A 22,689-nucleotide genomic window follows, 5' to 3' on the forward strand; every position below is an offset into this window, starting at 1 on the left:
TCCGAGAAGGATTCCAAGAGGAAACTTGGGGCACCTGTCGATCGGCCCGGCCCGGCGCAGCGTCCGGCAGCCGGCTTCCGTAACGTCATCATGGGGCTGGAACGGTTAAGAGAGGGTTACCAAAGCCGACTCGGGCCCAGCGGCCATGCCGGGGCCCCTGACGAAGCCCCGAACAATCGGCAGATTCGCGAAGGTTCCAGAGGAAATCGGAAACGGCGCGGCCGCTCAGGATGCCGCGATCAGAACGCCAGACTCAGAAGGCTTCGGGGCGCGCCTCGCGGGCCATGTGATCGAGCACGGCATTGACGAATTTGGGCTCGCGGCCTTCGGGGAAGAACGCCTTGGCCACGTCAACATATTCGGTGATCACGACCTTCGGCGGCGCCTTGGCCTCGACCAGTTCGGCCCCGGCGGCGCGAAACAGCGCCCTCAGCGTCGGGTCGATCCGGGCAATGGGCCATTTCGCCACCAGCGCCCGGTCGGTCATCTGGTCGATCTTCGCCTGCCAGCTGACGGCGCCTTCCAGGGTCGCGCGGAACAGGTCGACATCGCCCTCGGCCAGCTCTTCGCCGTCCTCGTAGCCGACCCCGAAGCGCCAGGTCTCGAATTCGCGCCGGACGGTGTCGACGCCCTGCCCCGACTGTTCCATCTGGAACAGCGCCTGGACCGCATAAAGCCGGGCGGCGGACCGCATCTGGTTGCGGTTGGGTTTGCGAGGCTCGGTCATGTGCGGTCGGTCCCCTCGGCGACCTGGAACCCGCCCGAGGGACGGAAGCCCACGCCCTTGGTCTCGCCGCTCCAGCGCCGCGCCAGCGCGATCAGATGCAGCGCCGCCGCCGCCGCGCCGCCGCCCTTGTCCATGTCGGCCGGATCGGCCCGGCGCAGCGCCTGGTCGCGGTTTTCGACCGTCAGGACGCCGTTGCCGATCAGCGCGCCCTGCAGCCCCAGCAGCGTCAGCCCGCGCGAGCTGTCGTTGCAGACAGTCTCGTAATGGGTGGTTTCGCCCCGGATCACGCAGCCCAGCGCGACATAGCCGTCGAAGTTCGACAGCCGGTGGGCCAGCGCGATGGCGGTCGGGATCTCGAGTGCGCCGGGCACCTCGATCAGCTCATGCGCGACACCGGCGGCGTCAAGCGTGGCGACCGCCCCGGCGATCAGCTTGTCGGCGATGTCGCGATAGAAGGGCGCGACGACGATCAGCAGTTTCGCGGGCCTATCGAAGGCCGGAAGCGCCAGCGTGTGATGGGGGTCCTGTTCGGCCATGGCTCAAGCCTTCCTTTCGATGGTCCGGGTGCCCTCGATCGAGAGCCCGTAGGCGTCGAGCCCCACCACCCGGGGCAGCGGCGAATTGGTCAGCAGCACCAGCCGGTGCAGACCCAGCGCGGCCAGGATCTGCGCGCCCAGCCCGTACTGGCGCAGCGTCTGCGGCGAGGCCGCGCCGTCCAGCACCAGCTTCATCGTGGTGTCGCGCAGCAGCACGACGACGCCGCGGCCCTCCTCGGCGATGATCTCCATCGCGGCGGACAGTTCGCCTGCCGGATGCGGGCCGAGGCCCAGCACGTCCTGCAGCGGGTCGAGCGCGTGCATCCGCACCAGCACCGGCGCGTCGGTGGTGGTGATGTCGCCCTTGGTCAGCACCACATGTTCGGCACCCTGGGTTTCATCGGTGAAGATGCGCATAACCCAGTCGCCGCCATGGGCCGAGGTGACATGGCGCACGGCGCGTTCGTTCACCAGATTGTCGTGGCGGCGGCGATAGGCGATCAGGTCCGAGATGGTGCCGATCTTCAGCCCGTGCCGCTGGGCGAAGGCCACCAGATCGGGCAGCCGCGCCATGGTGCCGTCCTCGTTCATGATCTCGCAGATCACGCCCGCCGGGATCAGCCCGGCCAGCCGCGAGACGTCGATCGACGCCTCGGTATGGCCCGCGCGGACCAGCACGCCGCCGTCGCGGGCGCGCAGCGGGAAGATATGGCCGGGCGTCGCGATGTCGCTCGCGCCCTTGCTGGCGTCGATGGCGACGGCCACGGTGCGGGCGCGGTCATGGGCGGAAATGCCGGTGGTCACGCCCTCGCGCGCCTCGATCGAGGTGGTGAAGGCGGTCTCGTGCCGCGACGAGTTCTGCGAGGCCATCAGCGGCAGGCCCAGCGCATCGACCCGCTCGCCGGTCAGGGTCAGGCAGATCAGGCCCCGGCCATGGGTCGCCATGAAGTTGATCGCCTCGGGGGTGGCCATCTGCGCCGGGATCACCAGATCGCCCTCGTTCTCCCGGTCCTCGTGATCGACCAGAATGAACATGCGCCCGTTGCGGGCATCCTCGATGATCTCCTCGATCGAGGAGATCGCGTCCTGATAGCTGGGATCGCCGATGTCTTCCATGTCGTCCACCTGTTCCGAAGCCCGCCTATTAGCGCGGTCGGGACAGATTGGAAAGAACCCGCATGCCCGGCGGCCCGGAAATCGGGGCCGCCGGGCGGGGCAGAGAACGCGACGGCCTTGCGACGAAACGGTCGAGCCCCGGGCGATGGCGGCAGGGCCCGGGGCCGCTGCTTCGACCCCGGAACCGGTGTTTACGGGCTTGGGCGTTCGTCGCCGGGCCGAGGATGCCGCGACCCGGCCGGACCGCCCCACACTGACGCGGCCTCCACCGCCGGGGCGGAGACCGGTCTGTCGTCGGGGGATCAGGCGCGGGGGGGGCCCGGCGCGCGGCGGCGGAAGGCGGCCAGCCCCGCGATCGAGGTCAGACCGAAGACCACCCCGGCCGGAAGCGGCACCGGAGCGATCTCGACCGGGACCGGCTCGCCATGGAGGAAGTCGTCCATCACCGGCTCGTCCTCGGGATCGAGCAGCGCGGTACCGACCGACACCCTGGCGACCTGCGGATCGTCGAACACCACGCCCAGGAAGGACAGCTTCGCGGCACCGCTGGGCGGCATGTAGTCCTCGACCAGCAGATCGCCATGGATGTCGTGGAAGGACAGCACGACCTGGCCTTCGTCTTCCAGACCGGTGAAGACCGCGCGTGTTGGCCCGCGTGGTCTGGTCGACAGGATCGAAGAACAGGATGTCGAAGGTCACCCCGTCATCGGGCCGGAAGATCCGCTCGGGGCTGAAGAAGGTATACTCGTCCGGCTGATCGGCACCCCCGAGGCCGAGGAGGACGACACCTCGACCCCCTCGGTGCTGCCGGTCGCGACAAACTCGATCCCGCGGGCGTGGCCCGGCGTCGAGCCGTTCAAGAAATCGCCCGGGAAGTCGTTCGGGTCGGCAAAGGCATCGGGCAGGTCGTCCCAGTTGATTTCCCGCCGCCCGTCCGGGTCCTCGCTGGTGGGCGTAAAGCCGGTCAGCCCGGAAAACTCGGCGCGGACGGCATCGGCGGTATCCTGGATGTCCGCCGCGGTCAGGCCCGCGTCGGAAAAGACCGTGGCCGCAGATCCGGGCAGGGCGGACAGCGACAGAGCAAGAATGAAAGGAGACAGGGAGCGCATTCCACCGCCTTGATGAAATGGACCGAATGGGACGCCCAGGGCGCCACGCCGGATGGCGCGACATCCGCAAGCCGCACATCGGGGAGGGAACGCGCGGGCGGTGTCTCCAGCGTTGGACTCCGCATCCTGAGCGAGATTTCGGGGCGTCGCGCCGCCCGTCGCCTGTCTTTTCGGCGGGAACCCGCGGCCGGGGACGGTCCGGCCGGTCCTAGCGGGCGCAAGACCCCGTTGGCGCGCCGGGCGGTCTTCAACGCGCGCCGGCGTCATCCGGGATGGCCCGGCGTCCCCATCCCCGCCAAGGGGCGCGGACGATGGCATCCGCCCGGGCCTCGGGAAACGCCCCGGGAGCCCTATGGCGTTCGGGCCGTGCTCAGGCCGCGTCGTACTCCTGCAGCCGCGCGACATAGCGCGCCAGCGTGTCGATCTCTAGGTTCACCTTGTCCCCGACCCCGGCCAGCCCCCAGGTGGTGGCCTCCTTGGTATGGGGGATGAAGTTGATCCCGAACGTCGCGCCCTCCACCTCGTTCACTGTCAGCGAGGTGCCGTTCAGCGCCACCGACCCTTTCGGCGCGATGAACTTCGCCAGCGCCTCGGGCGCGCGGAAGGTCATGCGGGTGCTGTCGCCCTCCTCGGCCATCGCCACGATCTCGGCCACCCCGTCGACATGGCCCGAGACGATATGCCCGCCAAGCTCGTCGCCCACCTTCAGCGCACGTTCGAGGTTGATCCGGCCGCCCTCGGCCCAGTCGCCGATATTGGTCTTCGACACCGTCTCGGCCGAGATCGACACGGCGAACCAGGCGCCCTCGTCGTCGGTGCCGCGGTCGGTCACGGTCAGGCAGACGCCGTTGCAGGCGATAGAGGCGCCGATATCGATGCTGTCGGGCGCGTAGCGGCAGCCGATCCGGGCGGTGAGGTCGCCCTTCATCGAAAGCGCGCGAATGGTGCCGATATCGGTGATGATGCCGGTGAACATGCTGGGGCTCCTTGCGGCGCGGGTCACGACCTGACCTATCGCCTGCGGCGGCGGGGGGCAAGCGGCACGCATGGTTCGGCTTTCCAGAAGCGGACACATCGGGCACAGATGGAAGACAAGGGGGAAAAGGCGATGGAACGGGCACGCGGCGCCGGGCGCCGGTTTCTGATGCTGCAAGGGCCGCACGGCCCCTTCTTCGACCGGCTGGCGCGGGGGCTGCGCGGCACCGGCGCCGAGGTCTGGCGCGCGGGCTTCAACCGGGGCGATGCGGCCTTCTGGAGCGACCCGAAAAGCTACGTCGCCGTGACCGACCCGCCCGAGATCTGGCCCGCGACCGTGGACCGGCTGCTCGACCGGCTGGCGATCACCGACCTTGTCGTCTATGGCGACACCCGCCCCTGCCACGCCGCCGCCATCGCCGCGGCCCGGGCGCGCGGCCTCGCGGTGCATGTCTTCGAAGAGGGCTATCTGAGGCCCGACTGGATCACCTGCGAACGCGATGGCGCCAACGGCAACTCGCCGCTGATGCGGCTGTCGCTCGGGGACATGGCGGCGGGGATGCCGGAGGGCGCGCCGCTGCCGGGACCGCTGAGCGACCGCTGGGGCAACCTGCGCGCCCATATCGGCTATGGCGCGCTTTACCACGGGCTGGTGCTGCTGCCCTCGCGCCGCTACTGCAGCTTCCGGCCGCATCGCGGCCTGCCGGTGGGCCGGGAATTCGCGCTGCACCTTAGGCGCCTGGCCGCGCTGCCCCTGCTGGCGCCGCGCCGGATGCTGACCACGCGCAAGATCCGCCGTGGCGGGTTTCGTTACTACGTGGTGCTGCTGCAGCTGGCCCATGACGCCAATTTCCTGCGTCACGGCCCCTTCGCCACCATGACCGGTTTCCTCGAACAGGTGATCGCCGCCTTCGCGGAGAGCGCGCCACGCGGCCATCATCTGGTGTTCAAGGCGCATCCGCTCGAGGACGCGCGCACCCCGCTTGGCCCCGCGATCGCGCGGATCGCCGGGGCGGCGGGGCTGGCGGATCGCGTGCATCTGGTGGATGGCGGCCGGCTTGCGCGGCTGCTGGCCGGGGCGGCCGGTGCGGTCACGGTGAACTCGACCGCCGGGCCCTATGCGATCTGGCGCGGGCTGCCGCTGTGCGCCCTGGGGGCGGCGGTCTACGGCAAGCCCGGGCTCGTTTCGGACCGGCCGCTGGCCGCCTTCTTCGCCGCGCCCGATCCGCCCGACCGCGCCGCCTTCGAGCTTTTCCGCCGCTATCTGCTGGCAACCAGCCAGATCCTGGGCGACTACTACACGCGCGAGGGCCGTGAGCACGCGATCGGCCCCACGGTCGAGCGCCTGCTGTCGGCCCCGGTTCCGGCTTTGGCCCAGAGTTCGACACCGGCTTGGACACCGGCTTCGACACCGCAGGCCGGGCAAGCCGCCGCGGCCGACCCGTCGGCGGCCGCGCCACCCGGGGAGGCCGAGCGGCAACACCTGCGGGCGATTGCGGGACAGGGCCGCTCGCCCGTCTGGTCTTTCGGGCGAGAGTTCTTTAGCGTCGCCGCAAAGGCGGGAGTGAAACGCCGCGGCAGGTAACAAGGGACACCTACGTGAAGAGACTGCCAGCCCGAGGGGTACGACTCCTCGTTCTTGTCGGACTGCTCGCCGCGACGGCCGCCTGCGGCCTGCCCCGGCCGGGCCCCAACAAGCCCGAGATCTTCGACGGGTCCACGTTGCGCGACGGCGACGCCTTCATCGTCGAGGTGAACGACCGGGTGAACCGGGCCACTGCGGTGGTGCCCGCCAGCGGCTTTCCGGCCTCCTTCCTGAACGCGGCACCGATCGGATCGGACACGATCCGGGCTGGCGACACGCTGGGCCTGACCGTGTTCGAGAACGTCGACGACGGCCTGCTGGCGCCGCGCGAAAGCAATGCCGCCACGCTGAACGAGGTGCAGGTCGACAGCTCGGGCTATATCTTCATTCCCTATGCCGGACGCATCCAGGCCGCGGGCAGCACGCCCGAGGGCCTGCGCGAGAAGATCACCGAAAAGCTCGACGCCCAGACCCCCGACCCGCAGGTGATGGTGACGCGGCTCGCTGGCGACGGCGCGACCGTTTCGGTCGCGGGCGGCGTCGGCAAGCAGGGCGTGTTCCCCATCGAACGACCGAACCGCACCCTGTCGGGAATGCTGGCCTCGGCGGGCGGCATCGTGATCCCGCCCGAGATCGCCCAGATCACCGTGATCCGCGGCAAGACCCGCGGCCAGATCTGGTTCGAGGATCTCTATGCCGATCCGTCGCTGGACATCGCGCTGCGCAACGGCGACCGGATTCTGGTCGAGGAAGACACCCGCGATTTCACGGCGCTTGGCGCGACCGGCAACCAGCGCAACGTGCGCTTCATCACCCAGAGCATGTCGGCGGTCGAGGCGCTGGCGCAGGTCGGCGGCCTCAGCTCGGCGCTGGCCGACCCGACCGGCATCTTCGTGCTGCGCAACGAGCCCCAGGACATCGCCCGTCAGGTGCTGGCCCGCAACGATCTGGTCGGCGAACAGCGCGTGGCCTATGTGCTGAACCTGACCGAGCCCGCCGGGCTGTTCCTGGCCCGCGACTTCGCCATCCGCGACGGCGACACGGTCTATGTGACGGAAGCGCCCTATGTCCGCTGGATCAAGCTGCTGAGCGTGATCACCGGCACCGCCGGTGCCGCCCGCAACGTCTCGGCCACGGTCGAAAACTGATCGGGTCATGACCGGCCCCGCGCCGACCGACACTGCCGCCCCGGCCCCCGGCCGCGGGCGGCTTTTCGCCTCTTCGACCGGGTTTCTGACCCAGGCCCGGGTCCGGCGCATCCTCGAGCTGGCGGGCCACCCGGTCGCGCTTGGCCTGCCGGGGCCGAGCGATCTGGTGGCGGTCTGGGGGATGGGGCGGACCGCCGCGCGCGGCCGGCGTCTGGCCCGGAGGCGCGGTGCCGGGCTGCTGTGGGTCGAGGACGCGCCGCTCCGCTCGGTGCTACCGGGGCGGGCGCGCGGAGCGGGGCCGCCGCTCGGGCTGATGCTGGACCGGGGCGGTCCTCATTTCGACCCGTCCCGGCCGTCGGATCTCGAGACCCTGCTGGCGAGCCACCCGCTGGACGATCCCGACCTGATCGGGCGGGCCCGGGCCGCGATGGCGCGGCTCCGCGCCGGGCATCTGACCAAGTATACCGGTTTCGACCCCGGGGCGCAGGTGCCGGACCCGGGCTATGTGCTGGTCATCGACCAGGGGGCGGAGGACGCGGCGGTGCGCGCCTCCGGCGCCGATGCCACCACCTTCGCCGCGATGCTGGCCGCGGCCGAGCTGGAAAACCCCGGCGCGCCGGTGCTGATCAAGGCCCATCCCGAGGCCGCGCAGGGGTTGCGCGCCGGGCATCTCGGCCCCGAGCAGGCGCAAGGCCGGGTGCGGGTGCTGACCGAGCCGGTTTCGCCCTGGGCACTGCTGGAGGGCGCGGTCGCGGTCTATACCGTCTCGTCGCAGATGGGGTTCGAGGCGATCCTGGCCGGGCACCGGCCGCGGGTCTTCGGCCAGCCCTTCTATGCCGGCTGGGGCCTGACCGAGGATGACCGGCCGCTGGCCCGGCGTGCCCGGCCGCTGAGCCCGGCGCAACTTTTCGCGGCGGCGATGATCCTCGCGCCCCGCTGGTACGACCCGTTCCACGACCGGCTGTGTCCGCTGGAGGACGCGCTGGCGATCTTCGAGGCCGAGACCCGGGCCTGGCGCGAGGACCGCGCGGGCTGGGTCGCCTCGGGCATGCGGCTGTGGAAACGCCCGACGCTGCAGCGGTTCTTCGGCACCGTCCGGCCAATGCGCTTTGCCGCCGATCCGGCCGAGGCCGGGCGCCTTGCGCGCGCCAGCGGGCGTCGGGCCATGGCCTGGGCGGGCGGGAGTGCGCCGCTGCCCCCCGGAACGGTGCGGGTCGAGGACGGGGTCCTGCGGTCCTGCGGGCTGGGCGCGGCGCTGGTGCCGCCACTGTCGCTGGTGCTTGACGATCTTGGCATCCATTACGACCCGGGCCAGGAAAGCAGGATCGAGCGGCTGATCGCCGGGCGGCCCGGTCTGGACCCGGTGGAGGCGGCGCGTACCGCGCGGCTGGTGGCATTCCTCATCGCGTCCGGGCTGTCGAAATACAATTCCGGCGGGTGCGCGCTGCCCGCCCTTCCCCACGGGCACCGTATCCTGGTGCCGGGACAGGTCGAGGACGATGCCGCGATCCGCTTCGGCTGCCCGGCCGAGTGCGATAACATCGCCCTGCTGGCCCGCTGCCGCGCCGAAAATCCCGGGGCCGTGCTGATCTATGCGCCGCATCCCGATGTCGCGGCCGGGCTGCGCCCCGGCGCGCTCGCCCCGGCCGCGGCGCGGGCGCATGCCGATCTGGTGCTGCCCGGGGCCGTCGATCCGGCGGCGGCGCTGGCCGCGGTCGATGAGGTCTGGACGCTGTGCTCGGGGCTGGGCTTCGAGGCGCTGCTGCGCGGGGTGCCGGTCACCTGCCTGGGGCTGCCCTTCTATGCCGGCTGGGGCCTCACGCGCGATCTGGCCGCGCCGCCCGCGCGCCGCCGGGCGCGGCCCGACCTGCTGGCGCTGGCCCATGCCGCGCTGATCGCCTATCCGCGCTATCTCGACCCGGTCACGGGCCGCCCCTGCCCCGCCGAGATCGCGGCCGAGCGGCTGGCCGCCGGACAGGCGCCGCGGCGCGGTGCGCGGTTGCGGGCATTGGCGCGGGTGCAGGGCGCGCTGGCCGGGCAGGCCTGGCTCTGGCGCCGGTAGCGGCCTTCGGCCGCGCGCTCCGCGGGGGGGTATTTTCGCCAAGAAGAAGAGGCGTTCAGAGCCGGGTCCAGACATGGAGGAGATCGGGGCCGAGCGGGCGCGTCTCGGACAGCGCAAAGCGCGGCGCGTCGGCAAGATGCGCCAGCGCCATCGGTCCGACCGCCGGGCGCCCCTCGGCGCCAAGCGCGAGCCCGGCGGTAAAGCCGATCAGCTCGTCGACCAGGTCGGCACCGAGCAGCGCGGCGGCCAGCGCGCCGCCGCCCTCGCAGAAGACCCGGGTCAGGCCCGCTGTCCCGAGCGCCGCAAGCAGCGCCCGCGGGTCGAGCCGCCCATCGGGGCCGGTCGCGATTCCGATGCAGCGGGCGCCGCGCGCTTCCCAGGCGGCGCGGCGCGCCGGGTCGGCATCGGGGCCGTGGCACAGCCAGAGCGGGACCGTGCGGGCGCTGGCTGCCAGCTGTCCGGTTTCGGGCAGATCGAGCCCGGCCGCGCAGACCACCCGGACCGGCTGATAGGCGATCCCCAGCCCGCGCACGGTCAGCGCCGGGTCGTCGGCCCGGGCGGTGCCGCCGCCCACCATCACCGCGTCATGGCCCGCGCGCAGCGCATGGACATGGCGGCGTGCCTCGGGGCCGGTGATCCAGCGGCTTTCGCCCGAGCCGGTGGCGATCCGTCCGTCAAAGGAGGTGGCAAGCTTCAGCGTGAGCATCGGCCGCCCCTCGCGGCGGCTCAGCAGGAAACCGCGATGGGCCCGCGCCGCGGCCTCGGCCAGCACGCCCGTCTCGACCGCGATCCCGGCCGCGCGCAGCATCGCATGGCCGCGCCCCGCGACCCGAGGGTCGGGGTCCTCGAGAGCGGTCACGACCCGCCCCAGCCCGGCCCGGATCAGGGCCTCGGCACAGGGCGGGGTCCTGCCGTAATGCGAACAGGGTTCGAGCGAGACATAGGCGGTCGCCCCCCTGGCCAGCGCCCCGGCCTGGGCCAGCGCCTGCGGTTCGGCATGGGGCCGGCCGCCCGGCGCCGTCCAGCCGCGCCCGACGATCCGGCCCTCGCGCACGATCACGCAGCCCACCGCCGGGTTCGGCCAGGTCCGCCCCTTGCCGCGCGCGCCAAGGCCCAGTGCCAGCGCCATGAACCGCGCGTCCTGTCCGACGGTCACTCTTCGGCCGGGGCGGAGGGCCTCAGCTCGCTCACGAACTTGTCGAAATCGCCCGCTTCCTGGAAGTTCTTGTAGACGCTCGCGAAACGCACATAGGCCACGGTGTCGATCCGGGCCAGCGCCTCCATCACGATCTCGCCGATCACCTTCGACTGGATGTCGGTCTCGCCCATGCTTTCCAGCCGCCGCACGATCCCCGAGATCATCTGGTCGATGCGTTCCGGATCGACCGAACGTTTCTGCAGCGCGATGCGGATCGAGCGTTCCAGCTTGTCGCGGTCGAAATCCTCGCGCCGGCCGCTGGACTTGATCACCACCAGATCGCGGAGCTGCACTCGTTCATAGGTCGTAAAGCGCCCGCCGCAGGCCGGACAGAAGCGCCGCCGACGGATCGCGACATGATCCTCGGCGGGCCGGGAATCCTTCACCTGTGTGTCGATGTTTCCGCAGAACGGGCAGCGCATGGGCTCTCTCTCGGGCACGGCGTGAACTTATCCACAGGCACTATAGGGGAGCCTCTAGGATTTGGGTAGGGGCCAAATCGCGCGCTATATGTTGGGGAAGGCATGAGGGCCTGACAGGGCCACACGCGCGCCGGGGCATTCGGGCGCGGGGCCGGTCAGAACCGGATTGTAGCGCGACACTGAAATCCGGAGTGTGTGACAGTCAATGTCGGAGCGGACGTGTTTAATCGATGCGCTCACGACCGGCCTTTGAACGCCGCTTGAACGACCGTCCAAAAGCGTTTCGAGCGCGGATCACCCCCACGTCCGCCGGTAAGCATACCCGGCGAGCGCCGCACAGAACGGGGCGAGCGCCCGCGCCCAGCTCGAACCAGTCATCCCAGCGACGAACCCGATCATCGTCGTGCCGAAGTCGACATTCACATCGCGGCCGGATGACCCGTTCCGCACATTCAGCACCTGGACCAGGACAAAGATTGCCCAGCCGATCAGGCCAGCGCGGACATCGGCCGCACAGGCGGCCCAGATCAGAGCTCCAACTGCGCCGTGCGCCACGTCGACCAAGGCGCGCCGATAGAGTGGAGACTTAATGGTTTCGGCTTTGTCCGACCCGCGGCCGATCTCGGCAGCGATCTCGCGGACGTCATCCCAGAGGCTGCTCATGACAGCACCATGGTCTGGACGCCGCCAGAAGCGGCCGGGAAGGATGCAGAGAGCCCGGAAGGCACGTTGATCGCGGTCAGGGTCGCGCCGGTCGTTGTGAGGCTGTCCACGCTGAGGAGCGTGTAGGTCCCGGCAACCATGATCGACCGGCAATCGACCTCAAGCGTCGAACCCGAGGCAAGAGTGACGGACGAGACCACGTCGGGCCCGGCGGTGCCATTCGCGCCTGACCGAAACTCTCTTAGAGTGGCCACGCGACCGTCGCCGCCGGCCGTAAACCGCAGCGTCCCGCCATCTTCGACGACAAGCCCTGCGGCTGCGCCACCAAGCCCGTCGAACCCGACGCGCGGACCGCCGCCGACGATTTCGAAGACATGACCCGCCTTGATCGTCATGACCGCCGCACCGTGGCCGCAGAGGAATTCGCAAGTCTCCTTCGGCTCGTTCCTGCCTTTCCGGTCATTCGCGCTGTTCACGACGATGTCCGCCGGGCCCGCGAAAGCATCGGTATTCGCGAACCGGCCACCCAGCACACGGACGGACAGCGGGGCGCTGCCGTTGTACCCTGCCAGCCAGACCTGACCCGTTTCGTCGACGGTGATCGCACCGCTTCCGGTGCAGGTCGGCGCGGCCGCGACGTCGAGGCGGCCGTTCACCGCATGCAGATGCCCACCCGCGCCCAGATCGAGCCCGGCCACGGTTAAGGTGTGGTCCTGGAAGAACACCTCGTGTCCGTTGATCGCCACGGTATCGCCAGCGAAGCTGCCGGGGATCAGATCGCGGCCCCAGTTGTTGGGATTGTCCCACCGACAACCGTCCTCGGCCAGATCGGGCACGAAGGAACAGGCGGCCGCCGCTGTCCGCCACCGTCTGGCAATGCCGAACGGCGCCTGCATGAATGCCATGAAACTATCGACCGTCGACTTGATCTCATCCGGGGGCAGATCGCGGAGCCACCAGTATATGTCCAGGATGTCAGTCGTGGTGTCGGGAGCGTTCCCCCGCTGCGCGTCGTACCAGCGGAAAATCGTGGCATCGTTGACATTGCTCAGGTCGAGGGCTCCCGGGTTGTAGACTTGGTCACCCCAATAGGAGAGCAGATCCCGCTCGCGGCCTTTGAAGCCCGCGAGATAAGCCCCCGGCGCAAATTGCTCGTCCGTATAGCCGAACCCGTCGCGGCGAGCGTGGACCTCTCCATCCCAATCGCTGACAAGCCGAGCTGCCCCATTCGGATCGTTAGGGTTGAGATCGTGCAGCACCAGGACCCGGTCAAATGACACCAGAGGCGAGGATACGCGCACCCCCTGGCTCATCGAGTTGCCAGCGTTCGGACCGTCCATATAGCCAGCATGGGTAGCGACTACGTCTTGGCACAGAGACCTGTGCCCATCCGTAGTCTGCGCCTCGAACATGGCATCGTTGTAGTTATTGAAGTCGCCTTTACCGACGTTCCACATCTGGTTTCCAAACGCGAATGCGCAGTTGCGCATCACCGCGCCGCCTCGCAACTGGATCAGCGACCCGCCCGACCCGAAGACGAAGTTGTCGCGCATCAGGATATGGCGGTTGAAACTGTCGAAATAGATCGGGTGTGTCAGCAGGTTTGGGCCGGGCGGGGCGTAGCCGTTCAAACCCAGCCGGGGATCGCTGTTGTTGGGAAGATAGCCATAGGCGTCGTCTTTGCTCGGTATTCCGTCGGGACCGTAGGTGTTCAGCCACCCAGGCCCCATGCCACCCCAGGCAATGATGTTTTCCTGGATGATCGTGCCGCTCGATCCCCCGCCCGGCTTGATGCAGCTCGGGCGATGATCGCCCCGCCAAAAATCCGGATTGGCCGAGTCCAACCCGCCGTTTGTATCGAATGCCTGGACGAGCTTGCTTTTGCGAATAGTGACGCGCGCACCGCGGCCCTTCGTGTCCATCTTTCGGAAGTAGATCGCCCCCCGCACATTGCAGCGTTCGATGATGACGTTGGAAAGTCCGTCGCCGGAAATTCCTGTCGAGATCGGAAATTCGAGATCCCGGAAGGCGACCCCGTGTTTCTTGGCACCGCCCTCCATGTTGAAATTCATGTTGTGCATGATCGGGTCTGCGCCCGTGCCCCAGGCGCCAATCAGGTTCGGATGCAGGATGCTCTGCCCACAGGGGTAGACCGCCAACACCTCGCTTAGACCATCATTGTAGTTATACCCCCTCTCGTAGAAGAGGTGGACAGATCCGAAGCCGTGTGAGCTCAGCAAGGTGCTGACGATCCCTCGGACCCATTCCGGATGGATCGGCTTCGAAGGAGACCCGTAATATGTGACGTGATCGGGAGGAACCGTGTCGCCGTAGATCACTCCACCGTCGCGGACCTGCATGGCGATGAAGTCGTCGACCTTTCCGCTATGAATGTCCTCCACCACGGCCGAAGCCTCGGCGACGATGTCAGCCATTGTGTAGGCAGCCTCGGAGAGAGACACATAGAGGTCGATATGTTCTTCGGCCGGCTCGAAGACGGTATCGCCGTTCGCGTCGACCGCCAGTTTCATGCCGCGTCCAACAGACCACCCGGAAAGTGCCTTGCCCGCCTTCGGCACGACAGTGATCTCGCAGAGCACCGGGTCGCCATCGGTGACACCGACCAGCACCTGGAACGCAAAAGCGTGCCCCGGTGCCCGCTGGACACGGTAATTGCACATTGTTGTCAACGCGTCCCAGCCGTCGTCGTCGAACTCCGGTCCAGCATAAAGCACGAACTCGCCACCATCCGGAGCGTCTTCGTCATCGTCTGTCGACCGCACGGCATCGCGTCGGATCTCCGGGCGGTCGACCGTGCTGACGTAGACCTCGTCTCCGCCAGGCGCGAGCGAGACATGCGCCGTATCCGGGTCCGGCCGGGTCACTACCGAAAGAATGCCGGTGGCATTGTCGCCGAACATCGCAATCGGAATACGCCCGATGACCCCGTAGTCGATGTCGACAGCCAGAGTGGCACCGACCTCGGTCGGCGGGACGGCTTCAGTGACGCCCCAGGCGCCGCGCGCCATTTCCACGAGGACATTGCCCGTATCGGGGTGCCGGATACGGGCGTTGACGGTGGCGCCGGCGACCGGTCCCCTGATTTCGAACCGGCTCATGCCGCAAGCCCCCATTTGGTTGCGACGAAGTCGTGAGCGGCGACCTGCTCAGCGGGATCCGCGCTGATGATGCTTTCGCAGAACTGGCCGCCCAGATACTGCGATCCATACCGGAACAGCGACCAGGTCACCGCGTTGACCGCGGCTTCGTAGCTGATGGTGGTGACCTCGACATTGTCGACAAAAACCTTCGCCGTTCCGGGGTCCGGCGCGGCGCCGGTCAGATCGGCCGCGATCTGAACGACGTGCAATCCGGCATAGGGCGGGTTTGCAAACGCCCCAGCCACCCCGCCGATGTTGAATGTTCCATTGAACTGCGAAGCGTGGTTCGCGGTGATGTACAGCCCCACGTCGCCGCCGGTCCCATAGACGAGCCCGCTGTTGATATGACCCACCGCGCCGATCCCGACGACCAGCGTCCAAAGCCAGTTTCCGGCCGCCGGTAGCAGGGCACCCGATGTCTCCAAGGAGTTTGACTGGGCCCTGTCCATGACGATGGTATTCAGCCCGTTCACATTGCTGGCACCCACCCCCGTGGTCCCGCTGCCGGTGAGGGCGAGACCTCCGGAGATCTTGTTGGCAATCGCGCTTACCGCACCGCCGACGTGGGAAATCGTCGGCACGTCCGAGGCGTCGTGCCACTGCAGCGCCGCCGCAGAGTCGAACCCGGCCGTGCGGCTGACGCCATCGGCGATCCGGCGCATGGCGAACAGGTCGTGCAGCCCGGCCGGTGGCGCGATGGACGGCAGTTCGCCGGGGGTCACCCGACGCAGATACATGTCTGTCCCGGGGATCTGCACGAGCGCCCCATCGTTCGGGACGTCGGGGATTGCGCCTGCGGGCGCCGCAAGAACATAGACTTCGCCAACCATTCTCAGGCTCCTGTGAATCTAATGTGGCCGCCGCCGATGGCGCCTATGATCCAGTCGGCGGGATCAAAGATCGGTCCGGCGATAATGACCGACCCGCCAGTGGCGGTCGGCGGCGGAAGGCTGGTCACTCCGGACAGGACATTCGAGGGATCGTCGCTGATCGAGATCTGGGCCACCGCGACCTCGATAATCTCGGGGCCCTCGCTGAACGCGCTGACGGCGACGGCCACGACACCAGGCGCGGTGATCGGGGTGGATCCAACCCGAAATGCAGGCTCGCCTTCGCCTGTCAGACCCTGAGAGATTTGCCGTGCATTCGGCGACAGCAGATCGCCCGCGACGACATGCAGGGCACCGTCCCCCACATTCGTCACGTCGGCGGATATCCGAAGCTCGCTGTACCCGGTGCGGACGATAGCCAAGTCGGAAATGACCGGCTGCACCGATCCGGATGCAATTTGCCGTGTCGGCCCCCGCACAATCACAGGGCCGGACGCCCCCGCCTGGGTTCCGGTTTCGGTGCGGCCGGTGGCCAGCCCTGCCTCCGCCTCGCCTACCAAATGGGTCAGTCCGGAAGCATCGGCGATCACCTCGCCGCCTGTCTCCCATCCGTCCTCGACGACCAGATCGCCGAGGTCGGGGTTATAGACCCAGTAGAATGCGACCGATGTAAGCAGTTCGCCCACGGTCGCCGTGCCGGTCAGAGCCGGCGTTGCGATGCAGACCGGAAGGGTCTGCAGCACACCCAGGTCCAGGTCATATGTGCCCTGATAGGGGCCGTCCGGGATTTCGTAAAAGACCCGCGATTCCGCGCCCTCGGTAAACGTAATCGCGGCGGTGCCGTTGTCGTTGTCTAGGATCGAAAAAACCAGCGGCACAACGGTCCCGGACGGGGCACTGTCGCGCGTGACCGGGCTACCTGATCCAAGCGGGATCTCAACCTGTTGGGCGAAGATGGTTCCGCCTACAGACGTCGCTGTGATGGTATAGGCAGCGCTCGGCCCCTCTTGCAGCAGGGTCGCGCCGGAGTACCAGCGCCATGTGCGCGTCGACTCGCCGCCGCTGACCGTGCCCGGCGTCGCCGCGATGGTGTTCCCTTCGACCGGCGCAACGCTGGAAAGCGTCGGCGCGGTGTCGATCGAAAGGGTCGCCGCGGCAGAGACAGTGACGGGGCTCGACGACGCGCTGAACGCCCCGGTGGGGTGGCTCGCGTCGCTGGCGGTCAGCACGATATCGGTACCCGCGACGGCCGTGATCGGCAGCGACGCGGGGGAGCCGTCCACTGTGGCGCTCCATGTCAGGGCGGCCGCTGGAACGCCAGCGCCCCCTGAGAGCGTCGGTTGGACGTTCGCGCCGCTCCCCGGAGCGCCGACCGTCTGGCCCTCGACGATCGCCCCAAGGGAGACGGTATAGGTCGGCGCGGCGTAGGGAGAGATGATTGCGACTTGGAACCCCGTGTCGGCCGTGTCGATCACGTTCGTTGCGCGGAACACCAGTGTCGCCGAAGTCGCATCGCTGACCTCGCCAGGATCGAGCGTCACGTTGGGCGATGACCATGAAGCCCACGCGGGAAGCGTCCCGACCGGCGCGAGGCTGGCCGTTGGGTTCCCGAGATCGAAATCCGAACTAACGTCGATCACGACAGGATCGCCGCCGATATAGAGCGTGAGGTCAGGGAGACCATTTCCGGCGATGGGGGCCGACCACGCCGGTTCCAGGGCCACCACCGCCGACACGCCGGACAGGAATGTGCGGCTGAGCGTCAATCCGGACAAGCTGACGGTCTCCCGGATCTGCCAATCCTCGCCGGCCGACACCTCGACATCGCCGTCATAGCTGGCCCAGTTGCCCGCGCCGAGCCGCATTTCCCGCGCGGTCGCGAGCGTGCCGCCGATGGTCGACGCGTAGCTTCCCCAGGTCACGGCCAGCCCGAGCGTGTCGCCGTCGGCCAGCGCGCCCAGCACAGGTCCGGTACCGACGATCAGGCGCCGACCACCGCCGGGCCCCGCCCACCGCCCGCCGCCGATGCGCGGCATCTCAGTGCTCCACGCCGGCGGGTGCTCCGGCCGTCCCGGCCAGGTGCAAGGTCTCGCCCGCGTAAAGCGTCATCGGCATTCCCGAACTCGGCAGGAGCGGGTTGGCCTGGTCGACGCCGACGGCCGGCGCGTCGGTCGAGGTCGTGACCGTCCAGACCAGGCGGAAATACGGCGACGGGTTGGACAGCAGGACGTCGGTGTCTTCCGCGACACTGAACTGGGCTGCGGGCGACCACGCGGCCGCGAGGGTGAGGGGCGTCAGCATGGGGCCTCCGAATGCGCGCTTGACCGGTCATAAACGTCGCTTCAAAGTGCCGTTACGTCGTGGGCCAGACCGCCCGCAGGCCCCTGCGGGTGTCTACCCAAGTCCCCCGATCGCAGCCCGGAATGTCGCGAGCGCCGTGGCGATCTCGCCCTCGGTCGCGGCAGTTTCGACGGTGTAGACGGCCGTCAGCCGGATCGGCTCGATCTGTGCGGCCGCGGCGAGCCAAATCGCCTGCATGTTCACCCAGAGCTGGGCCAACTCGTAAGGCGTGGACGCCGTAATACCGACCTCGGCCGCGAGAAGCGGGAAAAGCGTGAGCGTGGCCGGTTCCGGATCGAGCGCGAGATAGGCCACGGCTTCATCGCGCTTCGCCTGGTACAGCATGTCCTGCCCATCCGCGGCCGTGATGTAGCGGCGCCGCAAAGCCGAGGTCACATCGGTAATCTCGGCGATGGCACGGCGCCGGGCCGACGCCAGTGCCGCGCCCGCCGGTTCCGGTTCCGGCGAAGGGTTTGGCGGGAAATCCTCTGCTGGCCGCGCAATCCAGGCGTTCCCGAGCTTTCGAAAGAGATGTGCCATGCGCGGTGACACCTCCGGCGGCAGCGGCACCGCGCCCTCCGGTACCGCGGCGGCCTGAGACGTGGAGCCCGCCGACAGGACGTATCCCGACTCGTCGACCAATGCCCAAGGATAGGTCATGTCACCGCCACCGCCTGTGCCGAGAGGATGATGTTGCGCACATAGATGCGCGCGCGGGCTGCGTCCTCCTGCTTGGCCCAGCGGATCTGCAGACGGAACCCCTTGCAGAACACCGGCACGAAGCCCGCGACCCCGATCGAGCGGTAGTTCAGGTTGACGCCCACGTCGTCTTCCAGGTTCCAGGACTTGACCGTTTCCCAGCGGGACCCGTCTGCCCAGCTGGTCAGCTGGTACCGCACATAGATGTAGTTCTGCATGTAGTCGGTGGCGTTTGGCACACCGCCGTAGGCCGCATCGAGCACCACACTGAATGCGAAGAGCTGCCCGGGCACGGCCGCAATCGCCGCCTCGGGAATGAACATCTCGGTCAGGAGGAAATCGCCGTCGTAAGACGTCGACTGGACCGCCATCGCCACGACCTCGAAACTGTCGGTGATCGCGCCGTCCTTCAGCGCGTCCCTCTCGATCAGGCTCTGGATCTCGAGCGTGCCATCCTGGCCCAGGCGATACCCCGACACGCCAGGCACGTAGTTTCCGGACTGGACCGTCATGGTATCGAGCACGAAGACCGATACCGGTGGACCTTCGGTGCCGCTCGCGACGCTGACCAGCTGGGCGACGTTCGCGCCATTGAGCGTGAACACGAACCCCGCCGCGATTCCATCGGCCGTCGCGGCGGCATAAGACGTGGCCGAGGCCAGCGCCTCGAGATCCGCGAACTGCGCCGAGATCTCGCTGGTCACCGCGGCCCGCGCCCCGTCCGCATCGACCTTGGTCAGCGCCAGGGTATCCACGCTGACCTGCACTTCCTTGACTGCGGTCACGTCGATCAGCACGAGGGTTGGCCCAGTCGACCAGGTGGTCGACAGCGCCTTGCGGCCCGTTCGAAGCCCGGCCCCTCCACCGCAGCTTTCGACCCGCGATCGCAGGGTCGGACCGCATCGGGCCGTCGAATGTACTGCGGTCGGTCAGCCGCAACAGCTTGGAAATCCCGATGCTCTGGGCATAGGCGCCCGCGTCCAGCACCGCGGCAGGGGCGGTCCACCGACCGATTCCGTAGACGAAGTTCCCGACGGACAACAGGCTGGGCGTCGTTTCCAGCCGTGCCTGCAGCGCGGTGGTCGCGGCCGCGAAGTTGGCATCGGTCACGTAGACCGTGTCGATATCGGCGCCGAGATTGGACATGTCGGCCAGGGTCAGGGCGTCCGCGTATTCGCCCAGCGTCCCGCTCCAGCCGTCCCTGAGCGCGGCGATGTCCGCAAGCGCGTCGGTCCCCGCCGCAATGACCAGCTGCGCCTCGTCGTCCAGATCCTCGACCGACAGGCGAACGTCCGGGGTCGTGATGCTGAGCCAGCTCGAGGCCTGGGTCGGCCGGTCAACGACGATTTCGGCCTGCACCTCGTATGCGGTCGCGCCGACGATCCCTTCCGACACGACGATGCGGCCCGCAGGCGCATCATAGCTTTCGCCCTGGGCCGGGATTGCGCCGCCGGGCGCCAGGCGCACCCGCCACCGGATGCCGTCGCCATCGGCCAGATCCGCGGGGTCCCAGGTGATTGCGATCGCCGCCCACCGGTCCCTCCCCAGCGCATCCTTCAGGGCAATGCCCGCAACCTGCAGCCCCGGGACCGTCTGGGGCGCGGGCGGCGTCGCGGATGGCGACACCGGGGTCGACGGCAGGATGGCTTCCGGCGGAACGATCCAGTCGTCCGGGTCCCGTTCAAGCAGCGACACGGCCGCGCGGCATCCGCGCAGGTCCTCGGTCAGCCCGGCGATTTCGAACACCTTGGCGGTGTAGCCGTATTCGGCCGAGGTCCAGGCGATGCAATCCATCGGGTCCAGCAGCGCGGCCGCCCCCTGCAGCGTGCCGCCGTGGCGGATGAACCGGCGATTGTCCTCGACCAGGGCGTACATCAGGCGCTGCACCTGGTCGACATAGGGCACGGCCGGGTATTGCAGATCGGCCAGCTGGCGCTGCCCGCCATCCTCGGCCTCGTATTCCGGAACGATCCGCGCGGGCGCGTCCTCGGGGCTGTAGAGGCTGGCGGGCTCCGGATACTTGGCCCGCGCGCCATTGAACGTCTCGGTCACGCACGGGAACGGCGTCTCGGTCCGCTCCCGGCTGATAAGCCAGTCGTCATCAGTGACGAACAACACCGGCAGCGCGGGTCCGCCCACCCGCACCAGCAGCTGGCCGGCCGTTTCGGTCACATCGGCGGCCGCGCCCTTGAACAGCTCCTCCATCACGTCTTTGGGCTTGCCGTCGACTGTCGCGCTGTACCCGCCGCGGTACATCGCGACGCCCGTTCCGTCATCGGCATCGGCGGCGTTCATCGCCGCAAACCAGTGGGTGAGCGGCAAAGCCCAGACGGGATAATCGCCGCCCCAGATATCGCCTGTGCAAAGCGCGATCCCGCGCGCGATGTTGTAGGCCTGCGTGATCAGGCATCGCTGGGTGCCCACGTCGATCGCTGATCCCAGCGATGGGCGCCAGCGCCGCCGACCGATGGGTCCTTCCGCGGGTCGTAAAGCGGGATCCCGGACAGCTCGAACAGCATTCGCGGTTCCGGGCTCGGAAACAGTTCGCGGTCGTATTGCAGGGTGACGATCGCATAGCAGATACCTTCGCCGACCATGTCGGCCGACCAGGGATAGTCCGGATGGCCGCCGCACTTTTCCAACATGTGCGCATCCGCCGTGGCCTGGGTACCGTCGTAATACTTGCCCCATGCTTTCCCCTGGTACCTGCCCTGGACCGGATAGCCCACCAGCGGGTGCGGATGGTCGAAATCCAGGTCGACCCATTCGCCATCCAGTGCGAACCGGCGCAGATGGCACCCGGGCACCGCCGACAGCGCGATCACGAAGGTCGCGTACTGGTTCGATCCGCCCCAGGTCATGGGCGGTGCAATCCGCGTGCCGTCCGGAACATAGGTGCCAAGCGGGATGTTCAGCGGGTTGTCCGCGCCGGCTTGCGTGACCTTCGCGGATATGCCCGGGTCCTTCGGCTTCGTCATCGTCGCGCGCATCAATGCGCTGACGGCGACGGTGACAAGCAGCCGACCGAGGGTATTTGTCAGCAGAAAGGATCCGACGGCCGATGCCGTGAAGGCAGACCAGGCTCCGGCGATGGCAAGTCCCGCCTGAGGCATCAGCCTATCCTCCAGGCGCGCAGCCCGGTCGTCAGCGGCATGGTCCCCCACCCGATCGCCATCGGCACATAGACATAGGGGCCCTGGCAGACGGACAGCGTCGGGCCCTCGTCGCCAGCGACCAGCACCAGGTCGCCCGGGCGCGCCATGCTGTGCGGGCAAGATGGCAGATGCGCATCGAGCCAGCCCGCGGCATCCGCGAACCCGGCCCGCCGTGCCACGCGCAGCCCCCCGGAATGGGTGCGATACCCGAACCGATCCGGCGCAAGCGCCGTGCCCGTGATAGCCTCGACCGCCCCGTGCGCGAAGGCCGCACAATCGTGGATGCAGAATTCAAAGGGCGTTGAAGCGCGCGACTCGAGATAGCCGATCAGGCGCCGTTGCCAGTCCGGATGGCGGAAAATATCGATGCCCAGCCTCCCGTCCGCACCCGGATCCCGCCAGGTGCCCCCCGGAACCGGACTTCTGCGTTTTGTTCTCCCGGACGAAGTTCGTTTCCGCCGACACCACGGCATACCGGCAGAACCCGTCGCCGTTGGCGGCCTTGATGACCTCGTAGCTCCAGCGCGCGGGCAAAGTGCGGGTCAGCCTTTGCGAAAAAGGCACCAGCTTGGCGGGCAGCTCGCCCTCCTCCCCCCGCCGCCGCGCGTCCCTCAAGCTTGTCGAGATAGCCGGTGAAGACGACATGCGGTTCCGCGATCAGCGCGCCGGTCGCCGGGTCGCAAAGGGCACGGTGGATTTCGACCGGGGCGTGCCGGGCATCGTAGACCGAGATTGCCTGACGCAGCGCGGGCGAGGCCTTGATCAGGCTCAGCGTCAGCTGCGGCAGTCAGACCATCGTGCCGGCGCCATAATAGGTGCGCGTCCGCCCGCCGATCGAGAGGGTTTCGGTCTGGGGCAGCGTGGAGATCCCCACCTCGGTCGCCGCCCCCGTGGCGCGGTGGCGCGCCTGGATCCACACGAGGATCTCCGCATGACGGGAACCGGCCTGGCGAGATCGGCCGT

Annotated in this window: 21 protein-coding genes and 1 pseudogene; 3 read left to right on the top strand and 19 right to left on the bottom strand. The window is 68.5% G+C overall.

The genetic code is table 11. The features are described 5' to 3' along the window. Window positions 1-253 precede the first annotated feature (253 nt). The 6 genes from nusB to C8N38_RS11860 form a co-directional block, all read right to left on the bottom strand. Window positions 254-727 (bottom strand): transcription antitermination factor NusB, encoded by a 474-nt coding sequence (nusB, locus tag C8N38_RS11835; protein ID WP_108027387.1) that lies wholly within the window; start codon window positions 725-727, stop codon window positions 254-256. Beyond that, window positions 724-1,263: a 6,7-dimethyl-8-ribityllumazine synthase gene (locus C8N38_RS11840; RefSeq protein WP_108027388.1), complete on the bottom strand. Its 540-nt coding sequence runs from the start codon at window positions 1,261-1,263 to the stop codon at window positions 724-726. The genes nusB and C8N38_RS11840 overlap by 4 nt, the downstream gene beginning before the upstream one ends. Window positions 1,264-1,266: 3 nt before the next feature. Beyond that, the gene (gene ribB, locus C8N38_RS11845; RefSeq protein WP_108027389.1) at window positions 1,267-2,379 is read right to left on the bottom strand and encodes a 3,4-dihydroxy-2-butanone-4-phosphate synthase; all 1,113 of its coding nucleotides are present in this window, start codon (window positions 2,377-2,379) and stop codon (window positions 1,267-1,269) included. A gap of 302 nt (window positions 2,380-2,681) precedes the next feature. Further along, complete coding sequence (locus C8N38_RS11850) at window positions 2,682-2,984, bottom strand: VPLPA-CTERM sorting domain-containing protein (RefSeq protein WP_108027390.1); 303 nt, start codon at window positions 2,982-2,984, stop codon at window positions 2,682-2,684. 90 nt (window positions 2,985-3,074) lie between these two features. Next, window positions 3,075-3,488: a hypothetical protein gene (locus tag C8N38_RS11855; RefSeq protein ID WP_108027391.1), complete on the bottom strand. Its 414-nt coding sequence runs from the start codon at window positions 3,486-3,488 to the stop codon at window positions 3,075-3,077. 370 nt (window positions 3,489-3,858) lie between these two features. Then, on the bottom strand, window positions 3,859-4,464 hold the full coding sequence (locus C8N38_RS11860) for a riboflavin synthase (protein ID WP_108027392.1): 606 nt from the start codon (window positions 4,462-4,464) through the stop codon (window positions 3,859-3,861). A 132-nt stretch (window positions 4,465-4,596) separates the two neighbouring features. Here C8N38_RS11860 and C8N38_RS11865 point away from each other — a divergent pair, with 132 nt between their 5' ends. From C8N38_RS11865 to C8N38_RS11875, 3 genes are read left to right on the top strand one after another with little or no spacing between them, the layout of a single operon-like run. Continuing rightward, window positions 4,597-6,048, top strand: coding sequence for a capsular polysaccharide export protein, LipB/KpsS family (locus C8N38_RS11865; protein ID WP_158272345.1), 1,452 nt, complete (start codon window positions 4,597-4,599; stop codon window positions 6,046-6,048). A 14-nt stretch (window positions 6,049-6,062) separates the two neighbouring features. Further along, window positions 6,063-7,196, top strand: a complete 1,134-nt coding sequence (locus C8N38_RS11870) for a polysaccharide biosynthesis/export family protein (protein ID WP_108027394.1) — start codon at window positions 6,063-6,065, stop codon at window positions 7,194-7,196. Between the two features lie 7 nt (window positions 7,197-7,203). Continuing rightward, entirely contained in the window at window positions 7,204-9,258 is a 2,055-nt protein-coding gene (locus C8N38_RS11875; protein ID WP_108027395.1) for a capsular polysaccharide biosynthesis protein, read from the top strand. A gap of 55 nt (window positions 9,259-9,313) precedes the next feature. On the opposite strand, the gene ribD is transcribed toward C8N38_RS11875, so the two are convergent. From ribD to C8N38_RS22150, 13 genes and pseudogenes are all read right to left on the bottom strand, one after another. Continuing rightward, on the bottom strand, window positions 9,314-10,414 hold the full coding sequence (gene ribD, locus C8N38_RS11880; protein ID WP_425440041.1) for a bifunctional diaminohydroxyphosphoribosylaminopyrimidine deaminase/5-amino-6-(5-phosphoribosylamino)uracil reductase RibD: 1,101 nt from the start codon (window positions 10,412-10,414) through the stop codon (window positions 9,314-9,316). Next, window positions 10,411-10,878: a transcriptional regulator NrdR gene (nrdR, locus tag C8N38_RS11885; protein WP_108027397.1), complete on the bottom strand. Its 468-nt coding sequence runs from the start codon at window positions 10,876-10,878 to the stop codon at window positions 10,411-10,413. The genes ribD and nrdR overlap by 4 nt, the downstream gene beginning before the upstream one ends. A gap of 294 nt (window positions 10,879-11,172) precedes the next feature. Continuing rightward, window positions 11,173-11,541 (bottom strand): hypothetical protein, encoded by a 369-nt coding sequence (locus C8N38_RS11890; protein WP_108027398.1) that lies wholly within the window; start codon window positions 11,539-11,541, stop codon window positions 11,173-11,175. Further along, on the bottom strand, window positions 11,538-14,660 hold the full coding sequence (locus C8N38_RS11895) for a hypothetical protein (protein ID WP_108027399.1): 3,123 nt from the start codon (window positions 14,658-14,660) through the stop codon (window positions 11,538-11,540). Before C8N38_RS11895 ends, C8N38_RS11890 begins: the two co-directional genes overlap by 4 nt. After that, the gene (locus tag C8N38_RS11900; protein WP_108027400.1) at window positions 14,657-15,532 is read right to left on the bottom strand and encodes a hypothetical protein; all 876 of its coding nucleotides are present in this window, start codon (window positions 15,530-15,532) and stop codon (window positions 14,657-14,659) included. The genes C8N38_RS11895 and C8N38_RS11900 overlap by 4 nt, the downstream gene beginning before the upstream one ends. Window positions 15,533-15,534: 2 nt before the next feature. Next, window positions 15,535-17,568, bottom strand: a complete 2,034-nt coding sequence (locus tag C8N38_RS11905; protein ID WP_108027401.1) for a hypothetical protein — start codon at window positions 17,566-17,568, stop codon at window positions 15,535-15,537. Between the two features lies 1 nt (window position 17,569). After that, entirely contained in the window at window positions 17,570-17,833 is a 264-nt protein-coding gene (locus tag C8N38_RS11910) for a hypothetical protein (RefSeq protein ID WP_108027402.1), read from the bottom strand. A 93-nt stretch (window positions 17,834-17,926) separates the two neighbouring features. After that, window positions 17,927-18,532: a hypothetical protein gene (locus tag C8N38_RS21915; protein ID WP_245895706.1), complete on the bottom strand. Its 606-nt coding sequence runs from the start codon at window positions 18,530-18,532 to the stop codon at window positions 17,927-17,929. Continuing rightward, the gene (locus C8N38_RS21920; RefSeq protein ID WP_245895708.1) at window positions 18,529-19,356 is read right to left on the bottom strand and encodes a hypothetical protein; all 828 of its coding nucleotides are present in this window, start codon (window positions 19,354-19,356) and stop codon (window positions 18,529-18,531) included. The genes C8N38_RS21915 and C8N38_RS21920 overlap by 4 nt, the downstream gene beginning before the upstream one ends. 1,003 nt (window positions 19,357-20,359) lie before the next feature. Next, window positions 20,360-20,866: pseudogene (locus C8N38_RS22300) on the bottom strand (phage tail protein); the annotation flags it as partial. Window positions 20,867-20,973: 107 nt separating this feature from the next. Next, entirely contained in the window at window positions 20,974-21,684 is a 711-nt protein-coding gene (locus C8N38_RS21405; RefSeq protein ID WP_158272347.1) for a hypothetical protein, read from the bottom strand. Next, window positions 21,684-22,199 carry a DUF6950 family protein gene (locus C8N38_RS22305; RefSeq protein ID WP_425440042.1) on the bottom strand — a complete coding sequence of 172 codons (516 nt, stop codon included), beginning with the start codon at window positions 22,197-22,199 and terminating at the stop codon, window positions 21,684-21,686. The genes C8N38_RS21405 and C8N38_RS22305 overlap by 1 nt, the downstream gene beginning before the upstream one ends. Window positions 22,200-22,513: 314 nt before the next feature. Beyond that, window positions 22,514-22,645, bottom strand: coding sequence for a hypothetical protein (locus C8N38_RS22150; RefSeq protein ID WP_281258226.1), 132 nt, complete (start codon window positions 22,643-22,645; stop codon window positions 22,514-22,516). Window positions 22,646-22,689 lie beyond the last annotated feature (44 nt).

It is taken from the genome of Rhodovulum kholense (assembly GCF_003053725.1).
GTDB classification, from domain to species: Bacteria; Pseudomonadota; Alphaproteobacteria; order Rhodobacterales; family Rhodobacteraceae; genus Rhodovulum; species Rhodovulum kholense.

Coding starts and splice junctions, on each gene's coding strand:
- C8N38_RS11840 (WP_108027388.1), bottom strand. CDS start 1,263: ATGGCCGAACAGGACCCCCATCACACGCTGGCGCTTCCGGCCTTCGAT.
- ribB (WP_108027389.1), bottom strand. CDS start 2,379: ATGGAAGACATCGGCGATCCCAGCTATCAGGACGCGATCTCCTCGATC.
- nrdR (WP_108027397.1), bottom strand. CDS start 10,878: ATGCGCTGCCCGTTCTGCGGAAACATCGACACACAGGTGAAGGATTCC.
- C8N38_RS11905 (WP_108027401.1), bottom strand. CDS start 17,568: ATGCCGCGCATCGGCGGCGGGCGGTGGGCGGGGCCCGGCGGTGGTCGG.
- C8N38_RS22305 (WP_425440042.1), bottom strand. CDS start 22,199: ATGCCGTGGTGTCGGCGGAAACGAACTTCGTCCGGGAGAACAAAACGC.
- C8N38_RS11860 (WP_108027392.1), bottom strand. CDS start 4,464: ATGTTCACCGGCATCATCACCGATATCGGCACCATTCGCGCGCTTTCG.
- C8N38_RS11890 (WP_108027398.1), bottom strand. CDS start 11,541: ATGAGCAGCCTCTGGGATGACGTCCGCGAGATCGCTGCCGAGATCGGC.
- C8N38_RS11875 (WP_108027395.1), top strand. CDS start 7,204: ATGACCGGCCCCGCGCCGACCGACACTGCCGCCCCGGCCCCCGGCCGC.
- C8N38_RS21405 (WP_158272347.1), bottom strand. CDS start 21,684: ATGCCTCAGGCGGGACTTGCCATCGCCGGAGCCTGGTCTGCCTTCACG.
- C8N38_RS11910 (WP_108027402.1), bottom strand. CDS start 17,833: ATGCTGACGCCCCTCACCCTCGCGGCCGCGTGGTCGCCCGCAGCCCAG.
- C8N38_RS11900 (WP_108027400.1), bottom strand. CDS start 15,532: ATGGTTGGCGAAGTCTATGTTCTTGCGGCGCCCGCAGGCGCAATCCCC.
- C8N38_RS11865 (WP_158272345.1), top strand. CDS start 4,597: ATGGAACGGGCACGCGGCGCCGGGCGCCGGTTTCTGATGCTGCAAGGG.
- C8N38_RS21915 (WP_245895706.1), bottom strand. CDS start 18,532: ATGACCTATCCTTGGGCATTGGTCGACGAGTCGGGATACGTCCTGTCG.
- C8N38_RS11895 (WP_108027399.1), bottom strand. CDS start 14,660: ATGAGCCGGTTCGAAATCAGGGGACCGGTCGCCGGCGCCACCGTCAAC.
- nusB (WP_108027387.1), bottom strand. CDS start 727: ATGACCGAGCCTCGCAAACCCAACCGCAACCAGATGCGGTCCGCCGCC.
- C8N38_RS11855 (WP_108027391.1), bottom strand. CDS start 3,488: ATGCGCTCCCTGTCTCCTTTCATTCTTGCTCTGTCGCTGTCCGCCCTG.